This is a genomic window from Legionella drancourtii LLAP12, assembly GCF_000162755.2.
GTDB lineage: Bacteria > Pseudomonadota > Gammaproteobacteria > Legionellales > Legionellaceae > Legionella > Legionella drancourtii.
Window position 1 is genome coordinate 54,753 of record NZ_JH413801.1, and the last position, 24,278, is coordinate 79,030.

The window sequence follows — 24,278 nt, forward strand, 5'->3', positions numbered from 1 at the left end:
TTTATTCGCTAGAATAAAGCATTTTAGAGGGCTTGCCACAAGATTTGATAAATTAAAACGCAATTACGCGTCTGTAGTGGCCATGGTTTGCGCACTTTTATGGTTGCCTATGTGAAATGTCAACAGACCCTAGCATTAGTGCTCAAATTAATACTTAACCTACCATCTTTTAGCAAAGTAAAATCAGCTGCTCTTAAAAAATCCCATTCAGTATAGGAATGGTTATACTTACCACCATCGTGCGCTTTTTTACCAAGGCATTTATTGTAAATGCGTTCTTTTGCCATGCAATTAATGTGGTTGATAATATAATTTAGTTCTATTTTTTGCCCTTTACGCAGTCCCCTTTGCGCAAAACCTAATAAGTCATTTGTTCTATGAGCCAAAGAAATGTTGACATCCAATGTTTTTGTACCAATTTTGTCAAATAATAGTTCGTCTTGATGTTTGGTGCTTAAATTTTCAATGAAAGGCTTTCCAGAGTCATTATATCTATTAGACATGATTTCAATGGCGTCTCTTGTTGCTTCATAGGCAGCAGACTGAGAGGACAAGCTTAGTATTTTTTTTATCAGTGTTTTTAGACGTTGCCCCTTCTTAACGTCATGAGAAAAGTACTCACCAATGGATTGAGATAGAGATGGATACTCATCCTCTTTTGTTCCTGGAGCACGTTCAATTGACGAGTCTAAAAACTCAGTCTGACAGCGAGTATTATTAAATATGCTACTCATATAAGCGAGCCATAGCAGAGCAAGGTGGGGTGTTTTAGGTAATTCAATTACTGATGATGTTTGTTGATACAATTTTTTACTATCGTTAGTTTGTGCCCAAAATAGCATAGAACTTTTTTCTGCTTGACTTGACGCATCTAACCCTGATTGCTTCGAGCTGTTTATCATGTTATGTAAAATGCTATAGGCTTTTAATCGGTAACTATAATCTTGAATATTTCCTGAAGAATATTGTTTTAAATCAGCTGGAAATTTCGGTTTTTCATTAGGAAGATGCACCTCATCAATAAAGATTTTGATAGTTTCCTCTTGTAAAGAAAGACGAATATTTAGAATAGACATAAATAATACTCACATTTATAGGTAAAGGTTAACTGGTGCAATAGTACAATAAAACATACTATTTGGTATTTATTAATCTGAAAGTTTCAGGGATGTTAATGATATACCTGCAATGTGGAACGATTTGTGTCACACATCTCGGATGGGTCGTTCTCTGCTTTAGCGAGTATAATTTCTAAAGGGTAATAAAAAGGCATAAACGAAGCATATTAAAGAAGTTGCCGAAGCATCTTTGAAGCAGCTAGGGAATAATATAATGTAGATAACTACTTGTGAAAAAAACTTTGATGGGGCAATTGTCTGTGTTATATTTTTTCTTTAAAACTTTAATTGGTGCTGTATGATAAAAAAAATCGCAATTTCGGCTGTTTGTTTAACTATGTTTTTTCCGGTGATTTCATTTGCAAGTGACGCGGAGCTTAAGAAAGTTAGTTTTAAAAAAATGTTCTGTGATAATCAGGACTTTTTAGGGAATTCTGCAGCAAAGCGACCACATTTGCATTGTGACGCGAGTTTTATCGCGTACAAAAAAGCAAATGGAGATCATTCAAATATTTCTCAAATGGGTGATTGTAACCGAACAAATGCGGTTTTTGATGATATAAAATCGAATCAAGGTTCATTTGCAGATTATCAGGCTATTTATAATGCGCTGGTGTTATACCATCAAGCCGGTTGCCCAAAGTCATAATCATCAAAGTTGCTCCTGCAAGCCAGAGGAGCTATTCCTTTGGCTAACCTGATTAGTAGCCCACACTTATTGATATTTTTTCATCGGACTCATTAATGCGACCTTTAGTTTCGTGCATCAGTAAAGAAATCATCAGGGATACGGCGATACATCCTGTCACATACCAGTAAAACCATGTTTCATGTCCAACGCTCTTTAACCATAAGGCGACATATTCTGTAGAACCACCAAATATTGAAACGGTGATTGCAAAAGGTAGCCCCACTCCTAATGCACGAATTTCAGCTGGAAATAATTCTGCTTTAACCACTGCACCAATGGAAGTGAAACAAGAAACAATGAGGAGTCCTGCCATAATGAGTAAAAAAATCATCCAAACATTAGTTGTCTCATTTAGAGCCGTTAGTATTGGCACCGTGAAAATTGTTCCCAATAAACCAAAAGTAATTATCAACGGTTGGCGTCCTATCTTATCGGAGATTAGACCCATGATAGGCTGAACTACCATAAAGAAAAACAATGTGAGCGCAGAAATTAAAGTGGCATCCATTTTACTCAAGCCAATGGTATTGACCATAAATTTTTGCATATATGTTGTGTACGTATAAAAGGCCAGGATGCTTCCCATTGTCAATCCAACCACAATAGTTATTTGACGAGGGTATTTTAAAAGTTCTTTGATAATATTTATTTTCAACTCGTCTTTTTTTTCATTTAAGAATGCACCTGTTTCATGGATTCCACGGCGCATGTGAAAAGCAACTAACGCAAATAATGCGCCTATAAAAAATGGAATTCGCCAACCCCAAACTTCAATTTGATGAGTATCTAAGAACAAATGTTGTAACAAAATGAGTACTGATAAGGCCAGTAATTGTCCCATAACAAGGGTCACACATTGGAGGCTAGAATAAAAACCACGTTGATAGGCGGGAGCCATTTCACTTAAGTAGGTCGCACTGGTTCCGTACTCACCACCGATACTTAAACCCTGTAATAATCGAGCAATGACTAATAATAGAGGGGAAAAAATACCAATTGTTTCATAGCCAGGGGTAAGCGCTATCATCAACGAACCAAAACACATCATAAAAACCGATAGTAAAAGCGCTGCTTTTCGGCCACGGTTATCAGCATACGCCCCTAGCAACCAGCCACCAATGGGTCTCATTAAAAAACCGACAGCAAAAATGGCCGAGGTATTTAATAGTTGGCTGGTTAAATTACCTCTAGGAAAAAAAATAGGGGCAAAATATAAGGAAAATGAAGAGTAGACATACCAATCATACCACTCAACTAAATTACCAATGGAGCCACCCAAAATTGATTTAACGTGTAGAGATGTATTTTTAGAAATCATTTTGATAATTGATGCCTGTTTTGTTTAAGCTTTCTATAGCGTTTGGCAGTGCCAAAAATGAATTGGCAAATGCTTCTATGACTATGATGATAATATAATTTCTTGAATTTCATTAAGATTATTTGCAACTTCCAGAATATGCGTTGGTTTTTCAAGCAATAATTGCAATTGTTGGGGTATTGGAACTGAGGTACCAATTAAAGGTTCAATAATGGTATTAAATTTACAAGGATCAGCAGTAGCTACGATTATCCAGGGTTCTGAGGACAGCTTTTGTCTTACAAAACAGGCTGTAGCCGTATGAGGGCAAATGATTTTTTTATCGTGTTCATAAACTGTTTTAATGGTTTTTCTGATTTCTTCATCATTTACGCTAAAGGCTTTAACCTGATTTTTAAATGAAGCAAAGGTAGTAAATAAATACTGAAGACGCTCAAAATTGCTTGGATTGCCGACGTCCATGGCATTGGCTAGAGTGGTAACACTGGGGCGGGGATTATAGATACCAGACTGTAAATAATCAGGGATTACCCTGTTAGCATTGGTGGCAAGGATGATTTCCCTTATTGGAAAGCCCATGAGTTTTGCCAAATACCCTGCCGTTGCATTGCCAAGATTACCTGTCGGAACTATATATCCGGCTGTTTGCTGATGTTGTTGGTAAAATTGCATACTGCTGTAGGCGTAATAAGTGATTTGTGGGATTAAACGTCCAATGTTAATGCTGTTGGCGCTGCTCAACAAAAAATGTTTTTGCCAATAGGGATTATTAAAAGCGGACTTTACCAACCCCTGACAATCATCAAAGGTTCCTTTTACGGCTAATGCACGAATATTTTGATCCCAGCAGGTTATTTGTTGTTCTTGCCTTTTTGAAATCAGCCCTTTGGGATATAAAATAATCACCTCAATATTTTGTTTACGATAAAAGGCACTGGCTACTGCAGAACCTGTATCACCTGAGGTGGCAACCATAATCGTTGTTTTGCGCCGGTCAAAAATTTTATTAAGGCATTCTGCTAAAAAACGAGCTCCAAAATCTTTGAACGATAAAGTAGGTCCATGGAATAGTTCAAGTAGGTAGGTATTTTGATTTAATGGACTGAGCGGAACGGCGAATGAAAAGGCAGCTTGGCATATTTCTGATAAACTATGCTCGAGTATATCTCCTTTAAAAAATGCATGCACTACGCGTTCTGCAAATAAAGGATAGGTCAACTCCCCCGTAAAATAGTTTAAATCAATTTGGGGTATTTGCTCTGGCATAAATAAACCGCCATCATCAGCCAAGCCACAATGTATGGCTTCTGCTAAGGTTTTGCGTAAGTTTTTATCGCGCGTACTAATAAAGTTCATAAGTCTTCTTAATGTATTTGTTTTACGTGGGCAGGGTAGCGGCTGATCGGCGAAATCCAACAGTCTGAATTAACCTTTTGTTTATTTAATTGTTCTTGCATCGCATTCATAATCGTTTCAGCTTCACTTTTATGTTTTGCAAAGGCAAACATGCTTGGTCCTGAACCTGAAAACGAGACGCCTAATGCACCTGCTGCTAATGCTGCAGCCTTGATGTCATAAAAACCTGGTACGAATCGCGCGCGTTGCGGTTCAATTAAAATATCCGTCAGTGATTTTTGCAATAGAGAGAGATCATGTTTATATAAGGAGACAATAAATGCTGCTAAGTTGGCCGATTGTTTTGTATAGTCTGTTAACAGTATCGATTTGTTAAGAATAGCCCGGGCTTGTTTCGTAGATACATACAGATGGGGATGGATAAGCACACAATAGAGTTCCGGGATTGGTAATTGAATTACTGCAATTGGATTTAATGAATGGGTGAGTGTAAGCCCACCAAAGATACACGGAACGATATTATCTGCATGTTGCTGACCGCTGGCGATTTGCTCTCCCCAAAGGGCGTAGCGAATTAACTCATAAGGGGATAATGCTGAATCAATAAAGGCATTAAAGGCTACTAATGCAGCAACCGCAGAGGCTGCTGAGCCACCCATTCCTGAGCTTAATGGAATTTCTTTGCGAATTTCTATTGAAAAGCCTGTTTCTAATTTTAACTCCTGACATACTTTTTGTATTACAGCAGATGCTGTGTTTTTACCCATATCAAAGGGTAATTTTTCATTTGCATTAACTGATTTAATTGATTTGATGACAATTTGATTATCATGACGACGCGTTAATTTGACATAATCCCCAATTTCTTCAAATGCAAATCCTAAGATATCAAATCCTACTGCGACATTCGCACAGGTAGCCGGTGCAAAGGCAGTTACCGAATGAATATTGGGTTTTATTGAAATCAAATCTTGCTCCTTATGATAAAAAGGATACTAAACGCAGTAAATCTGCAAATATTCCTGCTGCGGTTACTTCGGTTCCGGCACCGGGGCCTTGTATTACCAGTGGCTGGTCGTGATATCTTTTGGTATAAAACACCAGCATATTGTCGGAGCCATGCAACCTTGAAAAAGGATGCTCTTGGGAGAATGACTCAATGGCAACACGCACCTTCCCGGTGTCGTTAATTGTCCCTACATAACCTATTTTTTTATTCGCAGCAATTGCTTTGCTCATGAGTCGTTCTATTTGTTGATCATAGGCAGGAAGTCTTTCGAGAAACTCATCTACACTACAGGATTTTAATTCTTCTGGAACTAAATTATAAACTTTGACATCACTTTGATTGACCTCAAAACCAATCTCTCGGGCTAAACACACAAATTTTCGTGTTACATCCATTCCTGATAAATCTTCTCGTGGATCCGGTTCGGTATAGCCACGTTGCTTGGCTTCAATGACGATGTTGGAAAATTTTATGTTTTTGGTCAGTTCATTAAAAATATAGCTTAATGTTCCAGAGACTACTCCTTCAATGCGTTCTACCTGATCCCCTGTTTTAATCAGATCCTGAAGTGTATTAATCACTGGGAGTCCGGCGCAGACCGTTGCCTCATAAAGATAATGAATCCTTTTATTTTGCGTTAAGGCTTTAAGTTCTTTGTAGTAATCCATATTCCCGGCATTAGCATGCTTATTCGGGGTTATTACATGGATTCCTTGCTTAAGAAAATGCCCATATTCCTTAGAAATTTCTTGATTTGCAGTACAATCAATGAGTACCGCATGGGGGATATCATCAACTAATATATGCTTTATAAATCCTTGTAGATTTGCTTTCACCTCGCACTGGCTCAGCTGTTCGCGCCAAGTGGATAAATTAATTGAGCAGTGAGAAAGCAACATCGTTCTACTGTTCATAATTCCGCGCACTAAAAGGTTGGCCTGTGAGCTTATTTTTAAGCGCTCCAGTGCATCGTGAATTTGGCTTAGTAAGCAGCTGCCAACATGTCCCGGGCCAATTAAGCCAATCGAAATTGTTTCTCGAGACAGATAAAATTCGGCATGTGCTGCTTGCAGAGCTTTGTTCATATCACTACTATTGATTACCACGGAAATATTCCGCTCGGAAGAGCCTTGGGAAACCGCGCGAATATTGATATTTGCCTTCGCCAGCGAGCTAAATAATTTAGCTGAGCCGCCAATAGCGCCAATCATACCATCGCCAACTGCCGATAAAATGCCGCATGATTTATCCATCGTAATTCGTTGAAATTGCTGATGCTCCAGTTCAAATTGAAAGTGTTCTTCTAAGGCATTCATGGCGTTGTCTGCTTGTTCATTAGCAATAGCAAAACAAATCGAATATTCGGAACTTGCCTGGGCAATTAAAATAACCGAGATATTTTTCTGATGCAGAGTCTGAAAAACACGCGAAGCAACGCCTGAAACACCAAGTATTCCTGCGCCTTCTATGTTAATAAGTGCCACATTATCAATGGATGTTAGACCTTTAATGGACTTTATTGAGGTTCCAGTAATATACGTTCCTTTTGCTTGTGGATTAAAACTATTTTTTATAATAATGGGGATTTTCAATTCAAAAGCGGGGGCAATGGTCATTGGGTGCAATACTTTGGCACCAAAATAGGCTAACTCGGATGCTTCCTGATAGGATAGTTCTTCAATCACAAAGGCAGAACGCACTTTATTCGGATCGGCAGTGTATACGCCATCAACGTCAGTCCAGATGGTTAAGCTTTTTGCTCGCAATAGTTTAGCAAAAATAGCTGCGGAAAAATCACCGCCATTACGGCCTAATATTGTGCGTTTACCGTCCAATGTTGACGCGATAAAACCAGTAATGATTATTTGGTCGAAGACTTTATCGTGAAGAAACGCATTCAGAGCTCTCTGGGTTTTTTGCCAGTCAATGCATATGATGCCATTTTTTTCGAATATAAATAAAATGGTTGAGGCATCTACATACAAAACATGATTAAATTTGGCAAGGTAACGAGCCAATATTTTGGTTGACCATAATTCACCATAGCCCAAAATAACGTCTTGGATTTCTTTGGAATAAGATTTAGTCAATTTTACTGCATGCAAAATGTCTTTTATGTCGCGAAAATCTTGTTGAATGGATTCAATAAGATCACGTGCTGCTAATTTTAAAGTCATTACACTATTTAAATGAAACTGTTCAAGTGTTTCTAGAATAGGAAGGTAGGGCGATTTTGATTTAGCTGCATCAATCATTGTTTGCAGAGTAGAGGTTGTATCTTGAGTCGCTGAGACGACGATTATTTCATTCTTACCGGTTAATAACGATTTTAATTCAATAAAACGTTCCATATTCGCAACGCTTGCCCCGCCAAATTTATGGACATGATATTGATGTTCAAGATCTTGCATAAAATGTCCTTAACGTGACAAAAAATAACAGCAAGAAAACGTTTTAATATGACTATGTACGGTACTTTGATAAAAACCAGTAAAATTATGTATAATAATAGTACAGAATTTGCTATTTATTGGGGCGGAAGATAAAAAAGAATGATTTTGAGTTGGGCCACAGGAACTATAGAGCTCCTGGTTTGGGGGCCGTCAGCGTCTGTTCTTTCGCTATATTTTTCATAATGCCGTCTAATTTTCCATAGGTGGTTACGATTTTTCCCAAGCGACCATCCGCCAACGCATTTTTTTCAGAGCTGGTAAACAGGATGCCTTCGACATCGTTGCTATCAATTACTTGTTTTAAATTTCTGGCAGCACGGATTTTTATTTCTCTATTTTTACTATTAAAATGATCGGTTCCCATAATGGCATCTTGGATGCAATAAATAACTGAGACAAGACCTAAAAAGTTATAATGAAAACTCCACTCATTTTTTCTTTCTTTGATATAGGTGCCCAGAGCAGCACTTAACTTTGAATAGTCATGCAAGGGGGGCGAGGTAGTTGCTTTTGGAGATTTTGCCTCGTTCTGTTCTTTAGGTTTTGCAGCAGGACTTTCTTGAGTTTTAGATTGCTCTGAGGCCTTTTTCTTAACGGCGATAGGTGTTATTGGCTGCTTAGCCTGTTGTTGGTTCTCGTTTGCTAAGGCTGATTCAATTAACTGCAGGGTCTTTTGGCAAGGAACGTAGCCCTGGTTTTTTAGGTGCTCAAAAATCTGATCACAACAGCTGACTAGCCCGGCATGATCATGAGTTTTATTGTCTTGTTTCGCAAGAAATGAGGCTGTTGCTCGGAATAGGGTTAAACTAGATAGCAGTTTTTGAGCGTCAATATTGCCACCCATTAAGATTTTAATGGGGATCTTGTTTTGCAGTTGTTTCAATACAAGTGAGGTGATTTTTTGATAATTTTCAAAAAGCTGAGCATTTTGCAAATAATCACAGGCTTCTTTGAAATCAACAATTCCATAATATTTTGCGGTAGAGCTAAAACCTAACTCTTTTAGTTGTGGGAAAATATACCATATCCAATGACTGGTTTTCGCACCATTTTGGAGTTCTTTATATGCCTGATTATAGGTTCCATGCTCTTTTTGAGCATTGATAAAACGATCAAGATTGGCCATTTGCATTTGCCTCTATAGGTATTAATACCGTAGTTAATTTAATAAATTAACCAAAATAAATACAATTGAAGTGCTCTGTTTTTTTTCACATGTTACTAATATAATTTTAGTTCAATCTACATAAGGAATAAACACTCGATTGTTTCTATGCTAAGCTTAGCCATGATAAAAAATGTGAGTTTATAGATGATTAGAATAGGGCAGTTTAACAAATTAAAGATGATCAGAGAGGCCCCCTTCGGTGTTTATCTGCAGGGTGATGAGATGGGGGAAATTTTGTTGCCTAATAAAGTCGTACCCAAAGGTGCTCTGGTCGGTGATCAATTGGATGTCTTTGTCTACTTCGATTCTGAAGATAAGATTATTGCTACGACAGTACGCCCGCATGCCCGATTAGGGGCTTGTGCCTTTTTGAAGGTGGTTGATGTTAATGCTGTAGGTGCATTCCTTGATTGGGGTTTAGATAAAGATTTATTGGTACCCAAGCCAGAACAGCAGCGTCCCATGGAAAAAGATAAATCCTATATTGTTTATCTGAAACAAGATAATAAAGGACGTATTATTGCCAGCTCTAAAGTTGATTATTTCCTGGATAAAACACCAATAAACTTTAAGGCCGGTGATGAAGTAAATCTATTAATTGCTGAGAGTACGCCACTTGGAAAAAAGGTAATTATTAATAATAGCCATTGGGGTTTAATTCATACTGCAGAAATCTTTCAGACTTTGATTTATGGAAAAAAGATGAAAGGTTACATCAAAACGATACGCGATGATGGCAAGATCGATGTGGTCTTAAGAAAAGTAGGGCAAGACAGCATTAGTGAATTGGCACAACGCATCTTGGCTGCATTACAACAAGCAGGTGGTTTCTTGGCTTTGCATGATAAAAGTTCACCGTTAGAGATTCAACGCGCATTTGGTGAGAGCAAAAAAAGTTTTAAAAGTGCAATTGGCCAGCTTTATAAACAAGGTGATATTCGCATCGAAGCATCGGGAATTCGTTTGCAGCCTAAAAGCAAGACAGGAATATAATAATGGATACTAAAGTGACTCTTAACCAGGATATTAATCCGCAAGATATAAAGGCATACTCTGAGAAAACTATCCTTGAACACGGTGGCAAAGTGATTTCTTGGTTGCCTACCCTAGAACAAAAAACTCCTAAATCCATTAATGAGGTGATTCAAAGGGCTTTGGTACTCAATGCAATGTATCAACTGCATTTAGGCGCGCCTAAATTTATTATTGCGAACTGGATTGATGAATATGTTTCTGATGCAGAGGCAGTGCCGACATATGAGCAAGGAATTTTAGATTCTGAGGAGCCATTGAATGACGAAGAGCATTTCTATTTATATTGGTCTTTAGAATCCTTATGGGCGATTGCATGGGCGACAAATCTTATCAATGAGTTACCTTTTACTGAAGAAGTTGGGGATGAATTAGCCGATCTAAGCCCGAGTTTGCACCTTAATGAAGATGGACAAAAATATATAAATAATATGACATTACGTTCTTATCGTGAGTTATATCAGATGCAAGATCTCTATTATCGTGTTCATTGGTGGCTAAATGATGCGGCCAAAGCAAATGAGCCTGTGGTGCATATTGCTTTAGGGGCAATTATTCAACGACGAATTGCACTGGAATGGATTATGGATGCACGTATTAAGTGGGATGATGTGGATGTAAGTGTGTAGCGAGCAAGCACTATGTCACGAGATCCGGCAATCTTGCAAAATTGCTGGATCCTGCTGAATTAAGCCTTATAATCAGCGAAGAGTCCTGGTTTGAGGCTGGAGAATAATTATGGTTTTTGCCTCGGCGAATGAAAATCTTGATCATCCTGCGCGGCATCAACGCCAGGCATCCGGCTAGATTTGGGAACTATTTTGGGACGACCATCGCTGGAGAACGTTAGTATATTCAGTGAGTTTCCCTCACTGTCGGTTGCGCTTAACGCTTCTACAAACTTTTGTTGCTCTGCTTTATCTTGATGAATCTTTTCTTTTAGCTTGGATAGCTCAGGCATTTTCTTTTTAAGTCCTTGCAGGGTCTTAGAAAGATGATTTTTGCTACTTTCCTCTGCAACAATGCCTAGCCCTGCCAAGGCTAATGCTGCTCCTGCAGGCACAGCCAAGATTGCCCCTGGCATGAAGGGCGTTAAAATAAGGCCTAGGGCTATAATTGCGCCACCTAAGGCAAGCATTGCCAAACCTAAGGGGGCAAAAAGAGGATTCCTTTTTTGCAGCTCAGTGGTCAGCGCCTTATAGGTTTCAAGGTGTTCTGCTGTGGGTTCTTCCAAAAGATCAATTGTGATTTTTAAGATCCTTTTTAGTTCCGTATAGGGAACTTGTCCTTCTAGTTTTTTTAGTTCTAAGGAGAGATAGCCAATCTTCCAGGCTAATCCTTCCTTATCTGTAGTTTTTAGTGCGATTTCAATATAGGGGGCTAAATTCTTTTCGAGGCGCTCAAATTCTTTTAACTGTACCCAGGTTTGGGCGAGATCGTACACGCTGTCTCTATGTTTTAGTGAGTGGACTTTGGCTATAGAATTATAGTTCCAGCGAATAGTTTTATTTGTTGATGGTGTGAGGATTCGGTTTTCTTCCCCAGCCACCATTTCAAGCTCAAAAACAAATTGTGAATTTGCGGTAAGACTATTTGCATCTTTGGTATGTAAAAGCAGTTCGGTTTTAAAGGAGGCGGGCCAGTAAAGTGTTTTCTTTAAATGAGCAAGAATTGCATCAGGGCTTCTAATAGAAGACTTGGAACTAGAGTAAAGTGCATCAAGAGCAGGGAAGCTAACTAAAATAGTCATAAGGCGGGATAGAATCTATTAGTGTAAAGATGATGCACATTGTATCAGAAATTTGTTGCAAGTAAATGTAGAGGATTTAGCTTCGATGTATGGCTAGCAACCCTCCATTTTCTGTTGCTTCTTGTGAATAAGGGTTCAGTTTTTCGTCGAGATAGAGGTTGATATAACCGACAACTTCATGAGGTAGTTTGGGACTTACGTCATATGTAGTAAAGAAACGGTAGAAGAGGGGCGTTTGTGGAGTTGATGCAACTCGGTGTAGCTGTTTATTTTTTATTTCAACTGTTTTCTCCATCACCTCTTTTGATACCACTTTATCTTTTAAGGACTCGGGTAATAATTCAATTATCCTTGCTCGTTGATTCTCTTCCCAACTATTAATGAATATGGTTTGCAAGTTGTGGCAGGAGACAAATGCCCAAGGACTAATTGAGGTTACACTGTTAGGAAGGGTGATGCTCTGTAAGCCAGTACAGCCAAAAAATGCCCCATCACCAATCGAGGTTACACCGTCAGGGATACTATAAGAACCATCGCTCCCTATATCCTCATTAGTAACTTGCAGTAGGATTTTCTTATTTGTACTGAGGCGCATGATTTTTTCTGTAAGATGTGTTTATGTCCGTAGCGTATAAAACACATCCAAATAAATCAATGATTGGATTTAATTACACCTCGGTGGGGTTTTGTTTCTTAGTGTCGCAGCAATTTTTCCAGGCGCTAAACGCAATTAAGGTATATATAGATGAAAGAAAAAAGGATGATCTACTTGTCAGCCCAATTAGCTATAGATGGCAATGTTATTGTGGGCTGGATTATAGAGCTATAATTAAATTACTAAGAAGCTAAATTATTGGTGATTTACCATGAAAAACGATGAAGGATCCACGGGTTTTAAATGCTTTGAGGATTTTTATCCATTTTATCTGAGTCAACATCAAACAATGAGGTGCAAACGTTTGCATTTCCTGGGAACTGCTTTAGTATGTTTATTTTTTCTTCTATTTATTTTCACAGGAAGTTTATTTTGGTTGGTGATGATGCCCATAGCCGGTTATGGTTTTGCATGGATTGGCCATTATGTTTATGAAAAAAATAAACCAGCTACTTTTCGTTATCCTTTGTACAGCTTAATGAGCGATTTTGTTATGTTTTGGCAAATTTTAACGCGAAAAATAAAAATCTATTGATCTCTCGTATTTCTTCATATTACCTTAAAATTCAGTGAATTAGATTTATACTTTCGGATTTATCTCGATTGAAAAGCATGTTATGTTGGTGACTTCATAATTGCTATTCAAGGATCGAAATGAAACGAAATTTAATCAAAGGGTTTGTTTTATTATCACTGACTTTTGCAAACCTAGCTCAGGCAGATTTTATTTTTCGCACGAATACTGATACGGGATGTACATACCTTTCTGGCCGCTGGATTGGTACAGGTACGGCAACTAATTGGTTTTTAGGAGAGTGTATTTATCATGGGACAGGGACAATTAGCGACTTAGACAGTACAGGGCATTTTACTGCTGATGTACGTGCCGATAAGGAGTCTGGGAGTTTTTTATGTCCGAGCCATTCAAAAAAACAAGTGACCGGAATTTGTGTTAATGGTTCGACGACAATTAATACGGAATATGGCAATATTGCAGGTAATTTTTCTGAGAATTCAGGGGATGCCAAAGGTACCTTAGCCGTGGGGCCAGGCATGAGTGCCGAGGTAGATATTCAATTTTCACGCGTTGAATAAATCACCTTTTTTGTAGTTCATTATATAACGAATAGCTTGGCGGTTCGTGGTAAGAGATCGAGTGAACATTTAGCTTATATCGAGGAGGATAGCTCCGTCCTGATTTCTTATCCCGAACTGATGTTAACCAGAGGCAATAATTTTTTGATAATCAGTACTTATTGCTTGTTTCATTGTCGCAATACCTCGATGAATAAGTACATTATTTTTATGGCAAAAATTTACATCATAGTTTTTGCTTCGACCACATAAATCATTTACTATCACCTTTAACTATTTTTTAATCACTTTTGTCTGCCTGTACTTTGGAGTGGCTTTATGGAAACGAGCATTATTAGTCTTTTACAAAGACGAAAATTTTTACCTTTTTTTCTGACCCAATTTTTTGGCGCATTTAATGACAACGCATTCAAATTAACAATGTTGACGATGATTAGTTACCGCTTGACCCATGCGCAGGCTCAATCAGAATATTATCAAGCCTTGGCCAGTATTTTATTCATCTTGCCTTTCTTCCTTCTTTCTGCCATTGCCGGTCAATTAGCTGATAAATATGATAAAACAATATTGATTCGTATTATTAAAGTGGCTGAAGTGTTTTTGATGATCATTGGCAGCTGCGCACTTTATTATGGAAGTATTTTTTGGATGATGTCTACTTTGACGGGAATGGGAATACACTCAAGCTTTTTTGGACCAATAAAATATGCCATTTTGCCTGATCATCTGGAAAAGAAAAGTTTGCTAGGGGCAACGGGATTAGTTGATGCCAGTACGTTTATTGCTATTCTATTAGGGGTCACTTTGGGTACATTAGCTACCAATGTCAATGAATCTACGCCTTATCTAGCTATTTTTATGGTTATATTGGTTGCATTGTTAGGTTTATTTACTAGTTTATTTATTCCAAGTGCTCCTTCATCTTTACCTCATTTAAAAATAGATTGGCAGTTTTGGAGAGCTACTATTGATTTGTTAAAATACGCCACAGAGCACACTGGAATTTTATTGTCTATTTTAATTATCTCTTGGTTTTGGCTAACCGGTGTTGTTTTTACAACGAAATTACCAGATTATACCCATTATGTTTTGGGAGCCGATACCTCTGTTTTTGCTTTATTTTTGGCTTTATTTTCTATCGGCATCGCTTTAGGCTCGGTGATGGTTAATGTCTTTTTAAATGGCCAAATTAATCTTTCTATAGTCCCTTTTGCCATGCTGGGTTTTACTTGCTTTTCTTTTGATCTGTATTGGGCATCACCAACGAGTGCAGCCCAAGATTCTTTATTGACAATCCATACTTTCTTTACTCATTTTTTTCATTGGCGTATCGCTTTTGATTTATTGATGTTGGCTTTTTGTTCTGGTTTGTTTGTGGTGCCTTTATATACTTATTTAGAGGTAGCTAGTCCTGTGGCAGTACGGGCGCGGATAATAGCAACCAACAATATTTATAATTCATTGTTTATGGTTTTGGGAACGGTCTTTGTTATCGTCTCTTTACATTATCATGCAACGATCCCACAGGTATTTTTGATGGTGAGTTTATTAAATATTATTGCTGCATTGTTGGCATGGATTTATTTGAAACGTGTCGCTTAAAGTTAGTTTCTAAATTTTCTCAAGCTTCGAGTGGTATCCAATCTTTAGCAGGAAGAAAATCTGTATACAGTTTTGCTTCGGCACTATCATCCTCTGGTTGCCAATTGTAAGCCCAAGAAACATCGGGGGGTAATGACATCAATATGGATTCTGTTCTCCCCCCAGATTGTAAACCAAATAAAGTACCGCGGTCATATACCAAATTAAACTCTACATAACGTCCACGTCGATAATTTTGAAAGGCTTTTTCCTGGATACTAAAAGGGTGTTCTTTGCGGCGAGAAACAATAGGGGCATAAGCTTTAATATAATGATCCCCAATGCTTTGCATCAAAGCAAAACTATGTTCGAAGCTGATTTCATTGTAATCATCAAAAAATAATCCTCCAATCCCACGAGCTTCATTGCGGTGTTTAATAAAAAAATAATCATCGCACCATTTTTTAAATTTAGGGTAAATGGACTGGCCAAAAGGTTGGCAGGCATTTAAAGCTGTTTGATGCCAGTGTTTGCAATCTTCTGCAAAACCATAATAAGGCGTTAAATCAAAACCACCACCAAACCACCAGACAGGAGCGGCTCCTTCTTTTTCAGCAATGAAAAAACGAACGTTAGCATGTGAGGTTGGGACATAAGGATTATCTGGGTGAATCACTAGTGATACTCCTAGAGCACTAAATTTTCTACCCGCTAATTCAGGCCGGTGTGCGCTGGCTGAAGCAGGGAGTTGCTCTCCGGATACGTGTGAAAAATTAACCCCAGCTTTGGCGAATACCTGGCCATGAGTTAAAACGCGAGTGATTCCACCGCCACCAGCAGGGCGTTGCCACGCATCTTCAACAAATTGAGCGTTACCATCTAAATCCTCAAGAGAGGTACAAATTGTGTTTTGTAATTGAAGAAGGTATGCTTTGACTTGTTCAATAGCATTGTTAGGTAGCTCATAATTATTTGACATCGTGAATACTCAAATTTATATTAGATTGGTTATTGCAGAAAATTACCCTTAATCCATAGGACTAAGATTGATGGTAATGTTTTATTTTCTCATTTATTTGGAATTGGCACAATGTTTGCATTCCTAGGATGCAAAATTACAAGGGAGTATGTATGGCGCTAAATCTTGATTCTTATTTTGGTATCCATGCCAAAGCTTTGATAGGACGAGATCAAAGATCATCACAGTTAGCTAATAACATAGCGAACGCAAATACACCAAGGTATAAAGCTCAAGATGTTGATTTTAATGATTTGCTAGCAGCGCAAATGGCAGGTAGTTCGCAACAGCTAGAGACGACCTCTCCTAATCACATCAGTTCTACTGGCGATTTTAACGCTAATTTAAAATATCGCGTTACAGCGCAAATGTCTTTAGATGGAAACACGGTGGATAAGGATTTGGAAACAATGGAATTTGCCCGTAACTCCCTGAATTATCAAGCAAGTTTAAATTTCCTCAATAATAAAATTAAAACGATGATGCTTGCATTAAAAGGGGAGTAATTATGTCATTAGGTTCGGTTTTTGATATCGCTGGCTCAGCATTGACAGCGGAAACAGCACGCTTGACCACAAGTGCTTCTAATATGAGTAATGCCAATGTGGAGTCGGGAAATGTTGATGATGTGTACCGAGTGAAATATCCCATATTTAAAACAGTGCAAGAGAATGCGACCCAATGGATGGGGGATCAGATAAACGCAGGAGTACAGTTGAAGGGAACCTATGTAAGTACTGCTGATCCTATAAAGCATTATCAGCCGAATAATCCTCAAGCGGATGCGAAAGGCTTTATTTATACGCCGAATGTGAATTATGTGGATGAAATGGCAAACGTCATTTCTGCATCAAGATCTTATCAAATGAATATTGAATTAGTTAATAACGCCAAACAATTAATACAACGCACTTTACAATTAGGTGAATAAGGGGAAAGGAATGTCGAATTCAGTAACTGGAGCTAATGGAGCCTCTAATGCAACCACAAACCAAGTTGCTCCGCTAGGTGCGAAAAATCTAGGGCAACAGGATTTTTTGCGTTTAATGGTTGCGCAAATTCAAAATCAAGACCCTATGCAGCCGCAAGTAAATGGTGAATTTTTGTCACAATTGGCTCAATTTAGCACGAATGATGGCGTTTCTAAAATGCAAGAATCCATGCAACAAATGGCAAATTCTTTGCAATCAAATCAAGCCTTACAAGCTTCAGCATTGGTTGGGCGAAAAGTTTTAGTGAGCAGTGACCACCTTAAATTGGATAAAGAAGGTGATGTAAAAACGGCAATTGATATTCCTCCAGGTGCCAGCAATATAAATGCATATATCTATGGTGAGACAGGAGAACTCATAAAAACAATGCCTTTAGGACAACAAGAATCTGGGTTTTTCCAATTTGCTTGGGATGGTACCGGCCAGGATGGTAAACGTTTAGGAGAAGGTAAGTACAAGGTGGCTGTACATGGTACTTATATGGGAAAAGAAGTTGCATTCAATACCATGACTTCTGCAAATGTTGATAGTGTAAGTCTCAGCCAAAGTGGTGAAGGTTTAAAGCTTAATGTGGCAGGAGTTGGTGCGGTTTCATTAGATCAAGTCAAACAAATAACGGTATAAGCAGGAGGCAAAAATGATTTTTGATACTGGCATAAGTGGATTGCAAGCTGCATCAAATAACTTGGATGTTATTGGTAATAATATTGCGAACTCATCAACGGTAGGATTTAAAGGATCTCGTGCTAATTTCGGCGATATTTATTCTTTTGGTGGTTATGGTTCCAGTGGTACCACACCAGGTGGCGGTGTGATGCTGACCTCCATACAGCAATCTTTTGCTTCGGGTACTATGACAAGTACCAATAACACCTTAGATTTAGCTATTAGTGGTAATGGCTTTTTTATTTTAAATAATCAGGGTGCAACCTCTTATTCACGCGCAGGGCAATTTACTTTAAATAATGATAATTATATTACCAATTCAAGTGGTCAATTCCTTACTGGTTATCTAGCCGATGCTGCAGGAAATATTACCGGCGCTTCAGGAAATATACAGGTAAACATGGCTAATCTAAGCCCAAAAGCAACCACGCTTGTAAGCACTGGGCTTAATTTAAATTCGCAAAGTAAACCACCGGCAGCTGACTGGTCTGGCGGTGCTGCACCGGTGACGGATACTTATAATAATACGACTTCAATGACTATCTATGACAGTCTGGGGAACTCACATGTTCTGAGTATGTATTTCATCATGGCTGATTCAACCGCTACAGCAGGCCAGCCTGACGCTGCATCGCCAGTAGGACAAACAAATCAATGGTATGTTGCATTCCAAATTGATAACCAAGATGTGCCTTCAATCGTCACGCCAGGTAACTCCAGTAACCTATTTGCAGCAAATTTTAATTCAGATGGTACGTTTACTTCGGTTCAAGATACTACAGGTACGGCAATCCCTACTAATTTGATTCCTTTATCCTATACCTTAACTAATGGTGCCAATCCTTTAAGTTTAAGTATTGATTTATCAAGTTGCACGCAATTTGGTAGTCCATTTGCTGTGCAATCAGCTAATGCCAGCGGTTACACTACAGGGAGTTTAGCTGGATTACAGGTTGATGCCGCTGGGGTTATCTCTGGTAGTTATTCTAATGGCCAGACCTTAGCCATGGGCCAAATTCAATTGGCAAATTTTGCAGATCTTAATGGTTTACAAAATATTGGTAATGTCTGCTGGACAGCAACGGCTACCTCCGGTCAAGCATTAATCGGTACAGGAGGGACTGGTAGTTTTGGTACTCTTCTTTCCGGCCGCTTGGAGGAGTCTAATGTAGATATCACGAGTGAATTAGTTGATTTGATTGGTGCCCAACGTGACTTCCAAGCTAACGCACAGACAATTCGTGCGGGTGATACCATCACACAAACTATTATTAATATACGCTAGGAGATTAACTGATGGATCCTATTCTCTATAATGCGGCTGGTGGTGGACGTGCGAATTTTAGTCGTCAGGAAATTATTGCCAATAATTTGGCGAATGCAGCTACCCCTGGGTTTAGAACCGATTTATATCAAGCGCAAACCATGTATGCACAAGCGGCAGGATCCAACAGTTCTGGTAACTCATTTGTTGTCCAAAATACTAATAGTTTTGATTTGTCGGGCGGCGATCTTATTACAACAGGGCGCAATCTGGATATTGCCATTAATGGCAATGGATGGCTTGCAGTGCGTGACAGTACAGGAAAAGAGGCTTATACCAAAACAGGTAGCCTCCATGTGGATGCTAATGGTCAGTTAGTTACAGCTTCCGGTAAAGCCGTTATAGGTAATGGTGGCCCTATTTCCATTCCGCCTGCTCAGTCTATAGATATTGGAACTGATGGAACAATTTCGATTGTTCCGCTTGGTGATACCGCTCAAAGTCCTGCTGTTGTCGATCGGGTTAAAATGGTTAGCTTACCTAAAGACAATATAGTTAAGAATGCTGATGGTTTATTTCAATTAAAAACCGGTGGTGTAGCGCCTTTTGACAGTAATATCCGTTTAATAAGTGGTGCACTCGAGGGATCTAATGTGCAGCCTGTGGAGCAAATGGTTGCAATGATTACGGCTGGACGAGACTTCGAAACGCATATGAACTTGATGTCTACGGTAAGTGATAATTCACAAAAATTGGCACAAATATTGCACGATTAACTAAAATTTTTTAGGACATCTCAGAAAATACGTTTGAGATTTATAAAAATAAGAATAATGGTAGGAGATTTTCATGCAACCAGCATTATGGGTGAGCAAATCGGGCTTAGAAGCTCAAGAAAAAACTATTGCTACAATCGCAAACAACCTTGCTAACGTGAATACAACTGGCTATAAAAAGGATAGAGCGCAATTTGAAGATTTACTTTATCAAAATACAAGCCAGGCTGGAGCGCAATCTTCTGAGAATTCTATTATTCCAACAGGAATAAATACAGGAACGGGGGTGCACCTGGTTTCTACACAAAAACTATTTGAGCAAGGAAGTATTCAGCACACGAATAATGCCTATGATGTTGCCATTCAAGGCCAGGGATTCTTTACTATTTTAATGCCGGATGGCACCCAAGCTTATACCCGTAATGGTGCCTTTAGCATCGATAGCACAGGTCAGGTTGTTGACAGCCACGGTTATTTATTGCAACCAGCTATTACGCTTCCAGCCCAGACATTGGGCATTACAATTAGTCAGGATGGTGTGGTAAGTGCTACTGTCGCCGGAAGTACTACACCAACTAATCTGGGAACAATTCAATTAACCAATTTCATGAATCCCGCAGGGCTACAGCCAATAGGACAAAACTTATACACTGAAACTCAGTCCAGTGGTAATCCAACACTTAATAATCCAGGCTCTAATGGATTAGGGACTTTGTTACAAAACAATTTAGAAGCATCTAATGTGAATGTAGTTGAGGAATTAGTAAATATGATCCAAGCACAAAGAGGCTATGAAATCACCGCAAAAGGAATGCAGACTGTTGATAATATGTTGCAGTATTTAAATCAAACTGTGTAAGAAGATCCTATTAATGAGATTATTTAATTTTTTAGTGGTTGGTTTCTCGGTGCTTGTTTTGGGTGGGTGTGATGCCATAAATCCACCGGTGCAAGGAAAAAATCCTGATTATGCACCAACCTACCCGGCCGCACCGGATCCAAAGCAGTTGAGAAGGGAGTCGGGGGCGATTTATCATCCCGAAACGGCATTACCTCTTTTTGAAACGGCGCGCGCGCGACATGAAGGGGATATTCTCACCGTCTACTTACTTGAAAACACTAATGCGTCAAAAAATGCCACCTTGCAACAAATGAAAAATGACAGCAATGTTATGACTAATTCAGCCACTTTCGGTGATACGTACAGTATGAACATTAATTTGAATAACCAACGTCAGTTCAATGGTTCTGCGCAAGCTGTACAAAATAACCAATTGGCAGGTAGCATCTCGGTAACGGTCGCTAAGGTTTTATCTAATGGTAATTTGGTAGTCCAGGGAGAGAAGTGGGTAAAAATAAATCAGGGGGAGGAGTATGTTCGCTTGTCAGGTATCGTTCGTCCGCAGGATATTAAAGCAGATAACTCAACTACCTCAGACCGTGTTGCAAATGCGCGAATTTCTTATGGTGGTACTGGACAAGTAAATAATACTAATGCGCAAGGATGGCTAGCTCGATTTATGTGGGGTCCTTTATTCCCAACCTAATTGTAGTAGCTATTGCCTATGTAAACGCCTATGCCATTGATGGGAGTGGGGGCGGTTGAATTTAATTTTCTCCCGTTGTTTTGTAGATAAGTTGCAAAGTGCGGATTTTAGTGTGTTATAACAATAAGAAGAAGGAATTGTAATGCGGCGAATGCTGATTATTACATGGCTGTTAGCTACGAACCTGATGATTAATTCAGTTTATGCTGAACGAATCAAGGATATGGCCACTCTAGAAGGTGTGCGTATCAATCAATTAATTGGCTATGGTTTGGTGGTTGGTTTAAACGGTACCGGTGATAAAAACGGTACACGTTATACTGAAGACAGTTTTGCAAATATGCTGACCCAACTTGGCGTTAACATTCGCGCTGGAACTAAATTAAATTCTAAAAATATGGCGGCTGTAATGGTTACCGCTAATTTATCCTCTTTTATGAAAAAAGGGCAAAATCTGGATGTTAATATTTCTTCAATTGGTGATTCTAAAAGCTTACTAGGTGGTACGTTACTAATGACCCCATTAAAGGGGGCTGATGGGCGCGTATATGCTATATCTCAAGGGAATATTATTGTTTCTGGTATTAGTGCTGCGGGAAGTGATGGTTCCAGTGTAACCGTAAACGTCCCAAGTGGCGGTCGAATTCCTAATGGGGCAACTATTGAAGCAGATATTCCTAATCCTTTCTACTTTTCAAAAAATATTGTCTATAACCTGCATACCCCGGATTTTACCACGGCAAAACGGATGTCGGATGCGATTAACCTGGAGCTTGGCCCTGGAACGGCAAAAGCTTTAGATGCGACTTCTGTTGTTATTACCTCACCAATAAAAATGGCACAACGTGTTGATTTTGTTTCGGTTTTAGAAAATATTGAATTTAAACCTGCGGAAGCGATGGCGAAAGTTATTATTAATGCTCGTACTGGAACGGTAGTTATATCATCTAATGTTATTGTTAAATCTGCTGCAGTATCGCATGGTAACTTGGTAGTGAGCGTTACTGAAACGCCAGTGATTAGTCAGCCTAATGCTTTTGCGCGCGGAAGAACAGTACAAACGCAGCAATCGCAAGTTAATATTGCGCAGAAAAATAACCATGCATTCGTATTGCCGAAAGGAACTACTCTCAAGGATATTGTAAGAGGCATTAATGCGGTAGGGGCAACCCCTGCGGATGTGATTTCAATACTTGAAGCATTGCAACAAGCTGGTGCATTGAATGCAACGTTAATAGTGATATAAGCTAATAATTTAGCTCAAAAAAGAATCTTGGTTGTTTTTTGAGCTAAAATTTAGGTTAATTAAAAGGATTCAGTATGAAGGTATCAGGCATTGCAACCAGCGACTTTGCTGGCTTAACTGAGTTAAAGGCACAAGCAGTAAAAGATGCAAAAGGAACGGCACCTGAAGTTGCCAAACAATTTGAAGCGCTCTTTTTGCAGTCTATGCTAAAAAGTATGCGTATGGGAGAGCACTTTCTTGATGAATCCAGTCCATTTCGAGGCAAAGATCGTGAAACATTTCAAGAGATGTTGGATGCTCAGTATGCAAGTAATATTGCCGGCTCCCGAGGAATTGGCTTAGCGACAATGCTGACTAAGCAATTAGAATCTGCCTCCGACCCACAAAAATCAATACCGGTTGAAATACAAGGGCCTGCAGCCATGTCCGCTCAACAGACTACAGTACTAAAGCAATCCAGTGAGGCGAATCAAGACAAGCCCGCAACGATAATCGATGATTTTGTAAAATCAATTTGGCCAAAGGCAAAACAGGCGGCATCGCTGATTGGTTTAGATCCGAAGCTATTAATGGCGCAAGCTGCATTAGAAACCGGATGGGGTAAATTTGTTACTAAAGATGCAGAGGGCGGCAGCAGTAATAATTTATTTAACATTAAAGTTGGCGCTAATAGTGAGCATGATTCGGTTAATGTGAAAACAACAGAATATATTGCAGATACTCCTATTAAAATAAATGCATCTTTTAGGAAATACGCTTCAGTTGAAGAAAGTTTTAATGATTATGTCTCTCTTATTAAGGGGGATGAACGTTATCAAGGTGCTTTGGCCAGTACCAATAACCCAGAAATTTATGTGAATGAACTGCATAAAGCTGGGTATGCTACTGATCCTGAGTACAGCACAAAAATTTTATCGATTTACCGTGGTGATGAATTAAATCAGGCAATCCAACGATGTAGTGAGGCAGAGCAGATTTGATAAAAAAGTTGTGATAGTATTAGTTGTGCTGAAATTAAGCTTATGATTTCATAAGAAATTTATGCTTATAGATGATGAACATTATAGGACAGGGAGTGAACAATTATGTCGATATTGAATATCGCTTATTCAGGTTTAAATGCGTTTCAATACGCATTAGATGTATCAGGAAATAACATCGCAAACGCAACAACTAAAGGCTATTCAAGACAAAGCATATTGCTATCACCGTCCATGAACCAACGTTATGGCGGCGCTTATGTTGGTACTGGAGTCACTATTGGCTCCATTTATCGTAATTCAGATCAATTTGCTAATGCTCAGGTACGAAGTAGCTTGAGTACTAAATCACAATACGAGACATTTTCTCAGCAGGCGAGCCAAATTGATCAAATGATTTCTCAAAGTGGCAGTAGCATTTCAAGCTCCTTGCAATCATTTTTTGACGCATTTAATCAGTTAAATAATTCCCCTGATAGTGCTGCGGCTCGTGGCGTTGCTTTAAGCCAAAGCCAATTATTAGTAGAACAATTTTACCTTTTTGCAATCAAATCTGGATCTAA

Annotated in this window: 25 protein-coding genes and 1 pseudogene; 17 read left to right on the plus strand and 9 right to left on the minus strand. The window is 38.9% G+C overall.

What is annotated here, in order from left to right; genetic code table 11:
- Nucleotides 1-115, plus strand: a pseudogene (locus tag LDG_RS19240) (IS5/IS1182 family transposase); the annotation flags it as partial.
- Between the two features lie 4 nt (nucleotides 116-119).
- On the opposite strand, the gene LDG_RS02755 reads toward LDG_RS19240, so the two are convergent.
- On the minus strand, nucleotides 120-1,076 hold the full coding sequence (locus LDG_RS02755) for a hypothetical protein (protein ID WP_006869600.1): 957 nt from the start codon (nucleotides 1,074-1,076) through the stop codon (nucleotides 120-122).
- Nucleotides 1,077-1,416: 340 nt separating this feature from the next.
- Between LDG_RS02755 and LDG_RS02760 the strand changes: the two genes are divergently transcribed.
- Nucleotides 1,417-1,767, plus strand: coding sequence for a hypothetical protein (locus LDG_RS02760; protein WP_006869601.1), 351 nt, complete (start codon nucleotides 1,417-1,419; stop codon nucleotides 1,765-1,767).
- 52 nt (nucleotides 1,768-1,819) lie between these two features.
- Here LDG_RS02760 and LDG_RS02765 read toward each other — a convergent pair whose 3' ends face one another.
- The 5 genes from LDG_RS02765 to LDG_RS18810 form a co-directional block, all read right to left on the minus strand.
- A complete protein-coding gene (locus tag LDG_RS02765; RefSeq protein WP_050805508.1) occupies nucleotides 1,820-3,127 on the minus strand; it encodes an MFS transporter in 1,308 nt (435 codons plus the stop codon).
- A gap of 81 nt (nucleotides 3,128-3,208) precedes the next feature.
- Nucleotides 3,209-4,483, minus strand: a complete 1,275-nt coding sequence (gene thrC / locus LDG_RS02770; protein WP_006869604.1) for a threonine synthase — start codon at nucleotides 4,481-4,483, stop codon at nucleotides 3,209-3,211.
- A gap of 8 nt (nucleotides 4,484-4,491) precedes the next feature.
- Nucleotides 4,492-5,451 (minus strand): homoserine kinase, encoded by a 960-nt coding sequence (locus LDG_RS02775; protein ID WP_006869605.1) that lies wholly within the window; start codon nucleotides 5,449-5,451, stop codon nucleotides 4,492-4,494.
- A 10-nt stretch (nucleotides 5,452-5,461) separates the two neighbouring features.
- Entirely contained in the window at nucleotides 5,462-7,903 is a 2,442-nt protein-coding gene (gene thrA, locus LDG_RS02780; RefSeq protein WP_006869606.1) for a bifunctional aspartate kinase/homoserine dehydrogenase I, read from the minus strand.
- A 166-nt stretch (nucleotides 7,904-8,069) separates the two neighbouring features.
- Nucleotides 8,070-9,071, minus strand: a complete 1,002-nt coding sequence (locus tag LDG_RS18810; protein WP_006869607.1) for a DUF1810 family protein — start codon at nucleotides 9,069-9,071, stop codon at nucleotides 8,070-8,072.
- Nucleotides 9,072-9,257: 186 nt separating this feature from the next.
- Here LDG_RS18810 and LDG_RS02790 point away from each other — a divergent pair, with 186 nt between their 5' ends.
- Together LDG_RS02790 and LDG_RS02795 are read left to right on the plus strand one after the other, a co-directional pair.
- The gene (locus LDG_RS02790) at nucleotides 9,258-10,106 is read left to right on the plus strand and encodes a CvfB family protein (RefSeq protein WP_040534252.1); all 849 of its coding nucleotides are present in this window, start codon (nucleotides 9,258-9,260) and stop codon (nucleotides 10,104-10,106) included.
- Nucleotides 10,107-10,108: 2 nt separating this feature from the next.
- Nucleotides 10,109-10,774, plus strand: coding sequence for a DUF4272 domain-containing protein (locus LDG_RS02795; RefSeq protein WP_006869609.1), 666 nt, complete (start codon nucleotides 10,109-10,111; stop codon nucleotides 10,772-10,774).
- A gap of 107 nt (nucleotides 10,775-10,881) precedes the next feature.
- Here LDG_RS02795 and LDG_RS02800 read toward each other — a convergent pair whose 3' ends face one another.
- Entirely contained in the window at nucleotides 10,882-11,895 is a 1,014-nt protein-coding gene (locus tag LDG_RS02800; RefSeq protein ID WP_006869610.1) for a hypothetical protein, read from the minus strand.
- A gap of 76 nt (nucleotides 11,896-11,971) precedes the next feature.
- The gene (locus tag LDG_RS02805) at nucleotides 11,972-12,490 is read right to left on the minus strand and encodes a leucine-rich repeat domain-containing protein (RefSeq protein WP_040534254.1); all 519 of its coding nucleotides are present in this window, start codon (nucleotides 12,488-12,490) and stop codon (nucleotides 11,972-11,974) included.
- Between the two features lie 271 nt (nucleotides 12,491-12,761).
- Here LDG_RS02805 and LDG_RS02810 point away from each other — a divergent pair, with 271 nt between their 5' ends.
- From LDG_RS02810 to LDG_RS02820, 3 genes are all read left to right on the plus strand, one after another.
- Nucleotides 12,762-13,085: a DUF962 domain-containing protein gene (locus LDG_RS02810; protein WP_006869611.1), complete on the plus strand. Its 324-nt coding sequence runs from the start codon at nucleotides 12,762-12,764 to the stop codon at nucleotides 13,083-13,085.
- Nucleotides 13,086-13,204: 119 nt separating this feature from the next.
- Entirely contained in the window at nucleotides 13,205-13,645 is a 441-nt protein-coding gene (locus LDG_RS02815; protein WP_006869612.1) for a hypothetical protein, read from the plus strand.
- A 318-nt stretch (nucleotides 13,646-13,963) separates the two neighbouring features.
- The gene (locus tag LDG_RS02820; RefSeq protein WP_006869614.1) at nucleotides 13,964-15,247 is read left to right on the plus strand and encodes an MFS transporter; all 1,284 of its coding nucleotides are present in this window, start codon (nucleotides 13,964-13,966) and stop codon (nucleotides 15,245-15,247) included.
- A 19-nt stretch (nucleotides 15,248-15,266) separates the two neighbouring features.
- On the opposite strand, the gene hemF is transcribed toward LDG_RS02820, so the two are convergent.
- A complete protein-coding gene (gene hemF / locus LDG_RS02825; protein ID WP_006869615.1) occupies nucleotides 15,267-16,205 on the minus strand; it encodes an oxygen-dependent coproporphyrinogen oxidase in 939 nt (312 codons plus the stop codon).
- Between the two features lie 152 nt (nucleotides 16,206-16,357).
- Here hemF and flgB point away from each other — a divergent pair, with 152 nt between their 5' ends.
- From flgB to LDG_RS02875, 10 genes are all read left to right on the plus strand, one after another.
- Nucleotides 16,358-16,750 carry a flagellar basal body rod protein FlgB gene (gene flgB / locus LDG_RS02830; protein ID WP_006869616.1) on the plus strand — a complete coding sequence of 131 codons (393 nt, stop codon included), beginning with the start codon at nucleotides 16,358-16,360 and terminating at the stop codon, nucleotides 16,748-16,750.
- A 2-nt stretch (nucleotides 16,751-16,752) separates the two neighbouring features.
- The gene (flgC, locus tag LDG_RS02835; protein ID WP_006869617.1) at nucleotides 16,753-17,175 is read left to right on the plus strand and encodes a flagellar basal body rod protein FlgC; all 423 of its coding nucleotides are present in this window, start codon (nucleotides 16,753-16,755) and stop codon (nucleotides 17,173-17,175) included.
- 10 nt (nucleotides 17,176-17,185) lie between these two features.
- Nucleotides 17,186-17,860, plus strand: a complete 675-nt coding sequence (locus LDG_RS02840) for a flagellar hook assembly protein FlgD (RefSeq protein ID WP_006869618.1) — start codon at nucleotides 17,186-17,188, stop codon at nucleotides 17,858-17,860.
- A gap of 13 nt (nucleotides 17,861-17,873) precedes the next feature.
- Nucleotides 17,874-19,187: a flagellar hook protein FlgE gene (gene flgE / locus LDG_RS02845; protein ID WP_006869619.1), complete on the plus strand. Its 1,314-nt coding sequence runs from the start codon at nucleotides 17,874-17,876 to the stop codon at nucleotides 19,185-19,187.
- 11 nt (nucleotides 19,188-19,198) lie between these two features.
- Nucleotides 19,199-19,942 (plus strand): flagellar basal-body rod protein FlgF, encoded by a 744-nt coding sequence (flgF, locus tag LDG_RS02850; protein ID WP_006869620.1) that lies wholly within the window; start codon nucleotides 19,199-19,201, stop codon nucleotides 19,940-19,942.
- Between the two features lie 73 nt (nucleotides 19,943-20,015).
- Nucleotides 20,016-20,801, plus strand: a complete 786-nt coding sequence (gene flgG / locus LDG_RS02855) for a flagellar basal-body rod protein FlgG (RefSeq protein ID WP_006869621.1) — start codon at nucleotides 20,016-20,018, stop codon at nucleotides 20,799-20,801.
- A gap of 13 nt (nucleotides 20,802-20,814) precedes the next feature.
- On the plus strand, nucleotides 20,815-21,489 hold the full coding sequence (locus tag LDG_RS02860; RefSeq protein WP_006869622.1) for a flagellar basal body L-ring protein FlgH: 675 nt from the start codon (nucleotides 20,815-20,817) through the stop codon (nucleotides 21,487-21,489).
- Between the two features lie 142 nt (nucleotides 21,490-21,631).
- Nucleotides 21,632-22,735, plus strand: a complete 1,104-nt coding sequence (locus LDG_RS02865; protein WP_006869623.1) for a flagellar basal body P-ring protein FlgI — start codon at nucleotides 21,632-21,634, stop codon at nucleotides 22,733-22,735.
- A 74-nt stretch (nucleotides 22,736-22,809) separates the two neighbouring features.
- Nucleotides 22,810-23,715: a flagellar assembly peptidoglycan hydrolase FlgJ gene (flgJ, locus tag LDG_RS02870; protein WP_006869624.1), complete on the plus strand. Its 906-nt coding sequence runs from the start codon at nucleotides 22,810-22,812 to the stop codon at nucleotides 23,713-23,715.
- 105 nt (nucleotides 23,716-23,820) lie between these two features.
- Nucleotides 23,821-24,278 (plus strand): FlgK family flagellar hook-associated protein (locus LDG_RS02875; RefSeq protein ID WP_040534256.1); only part of this gene is annotated, 458 nt, incomplete at its 3' end.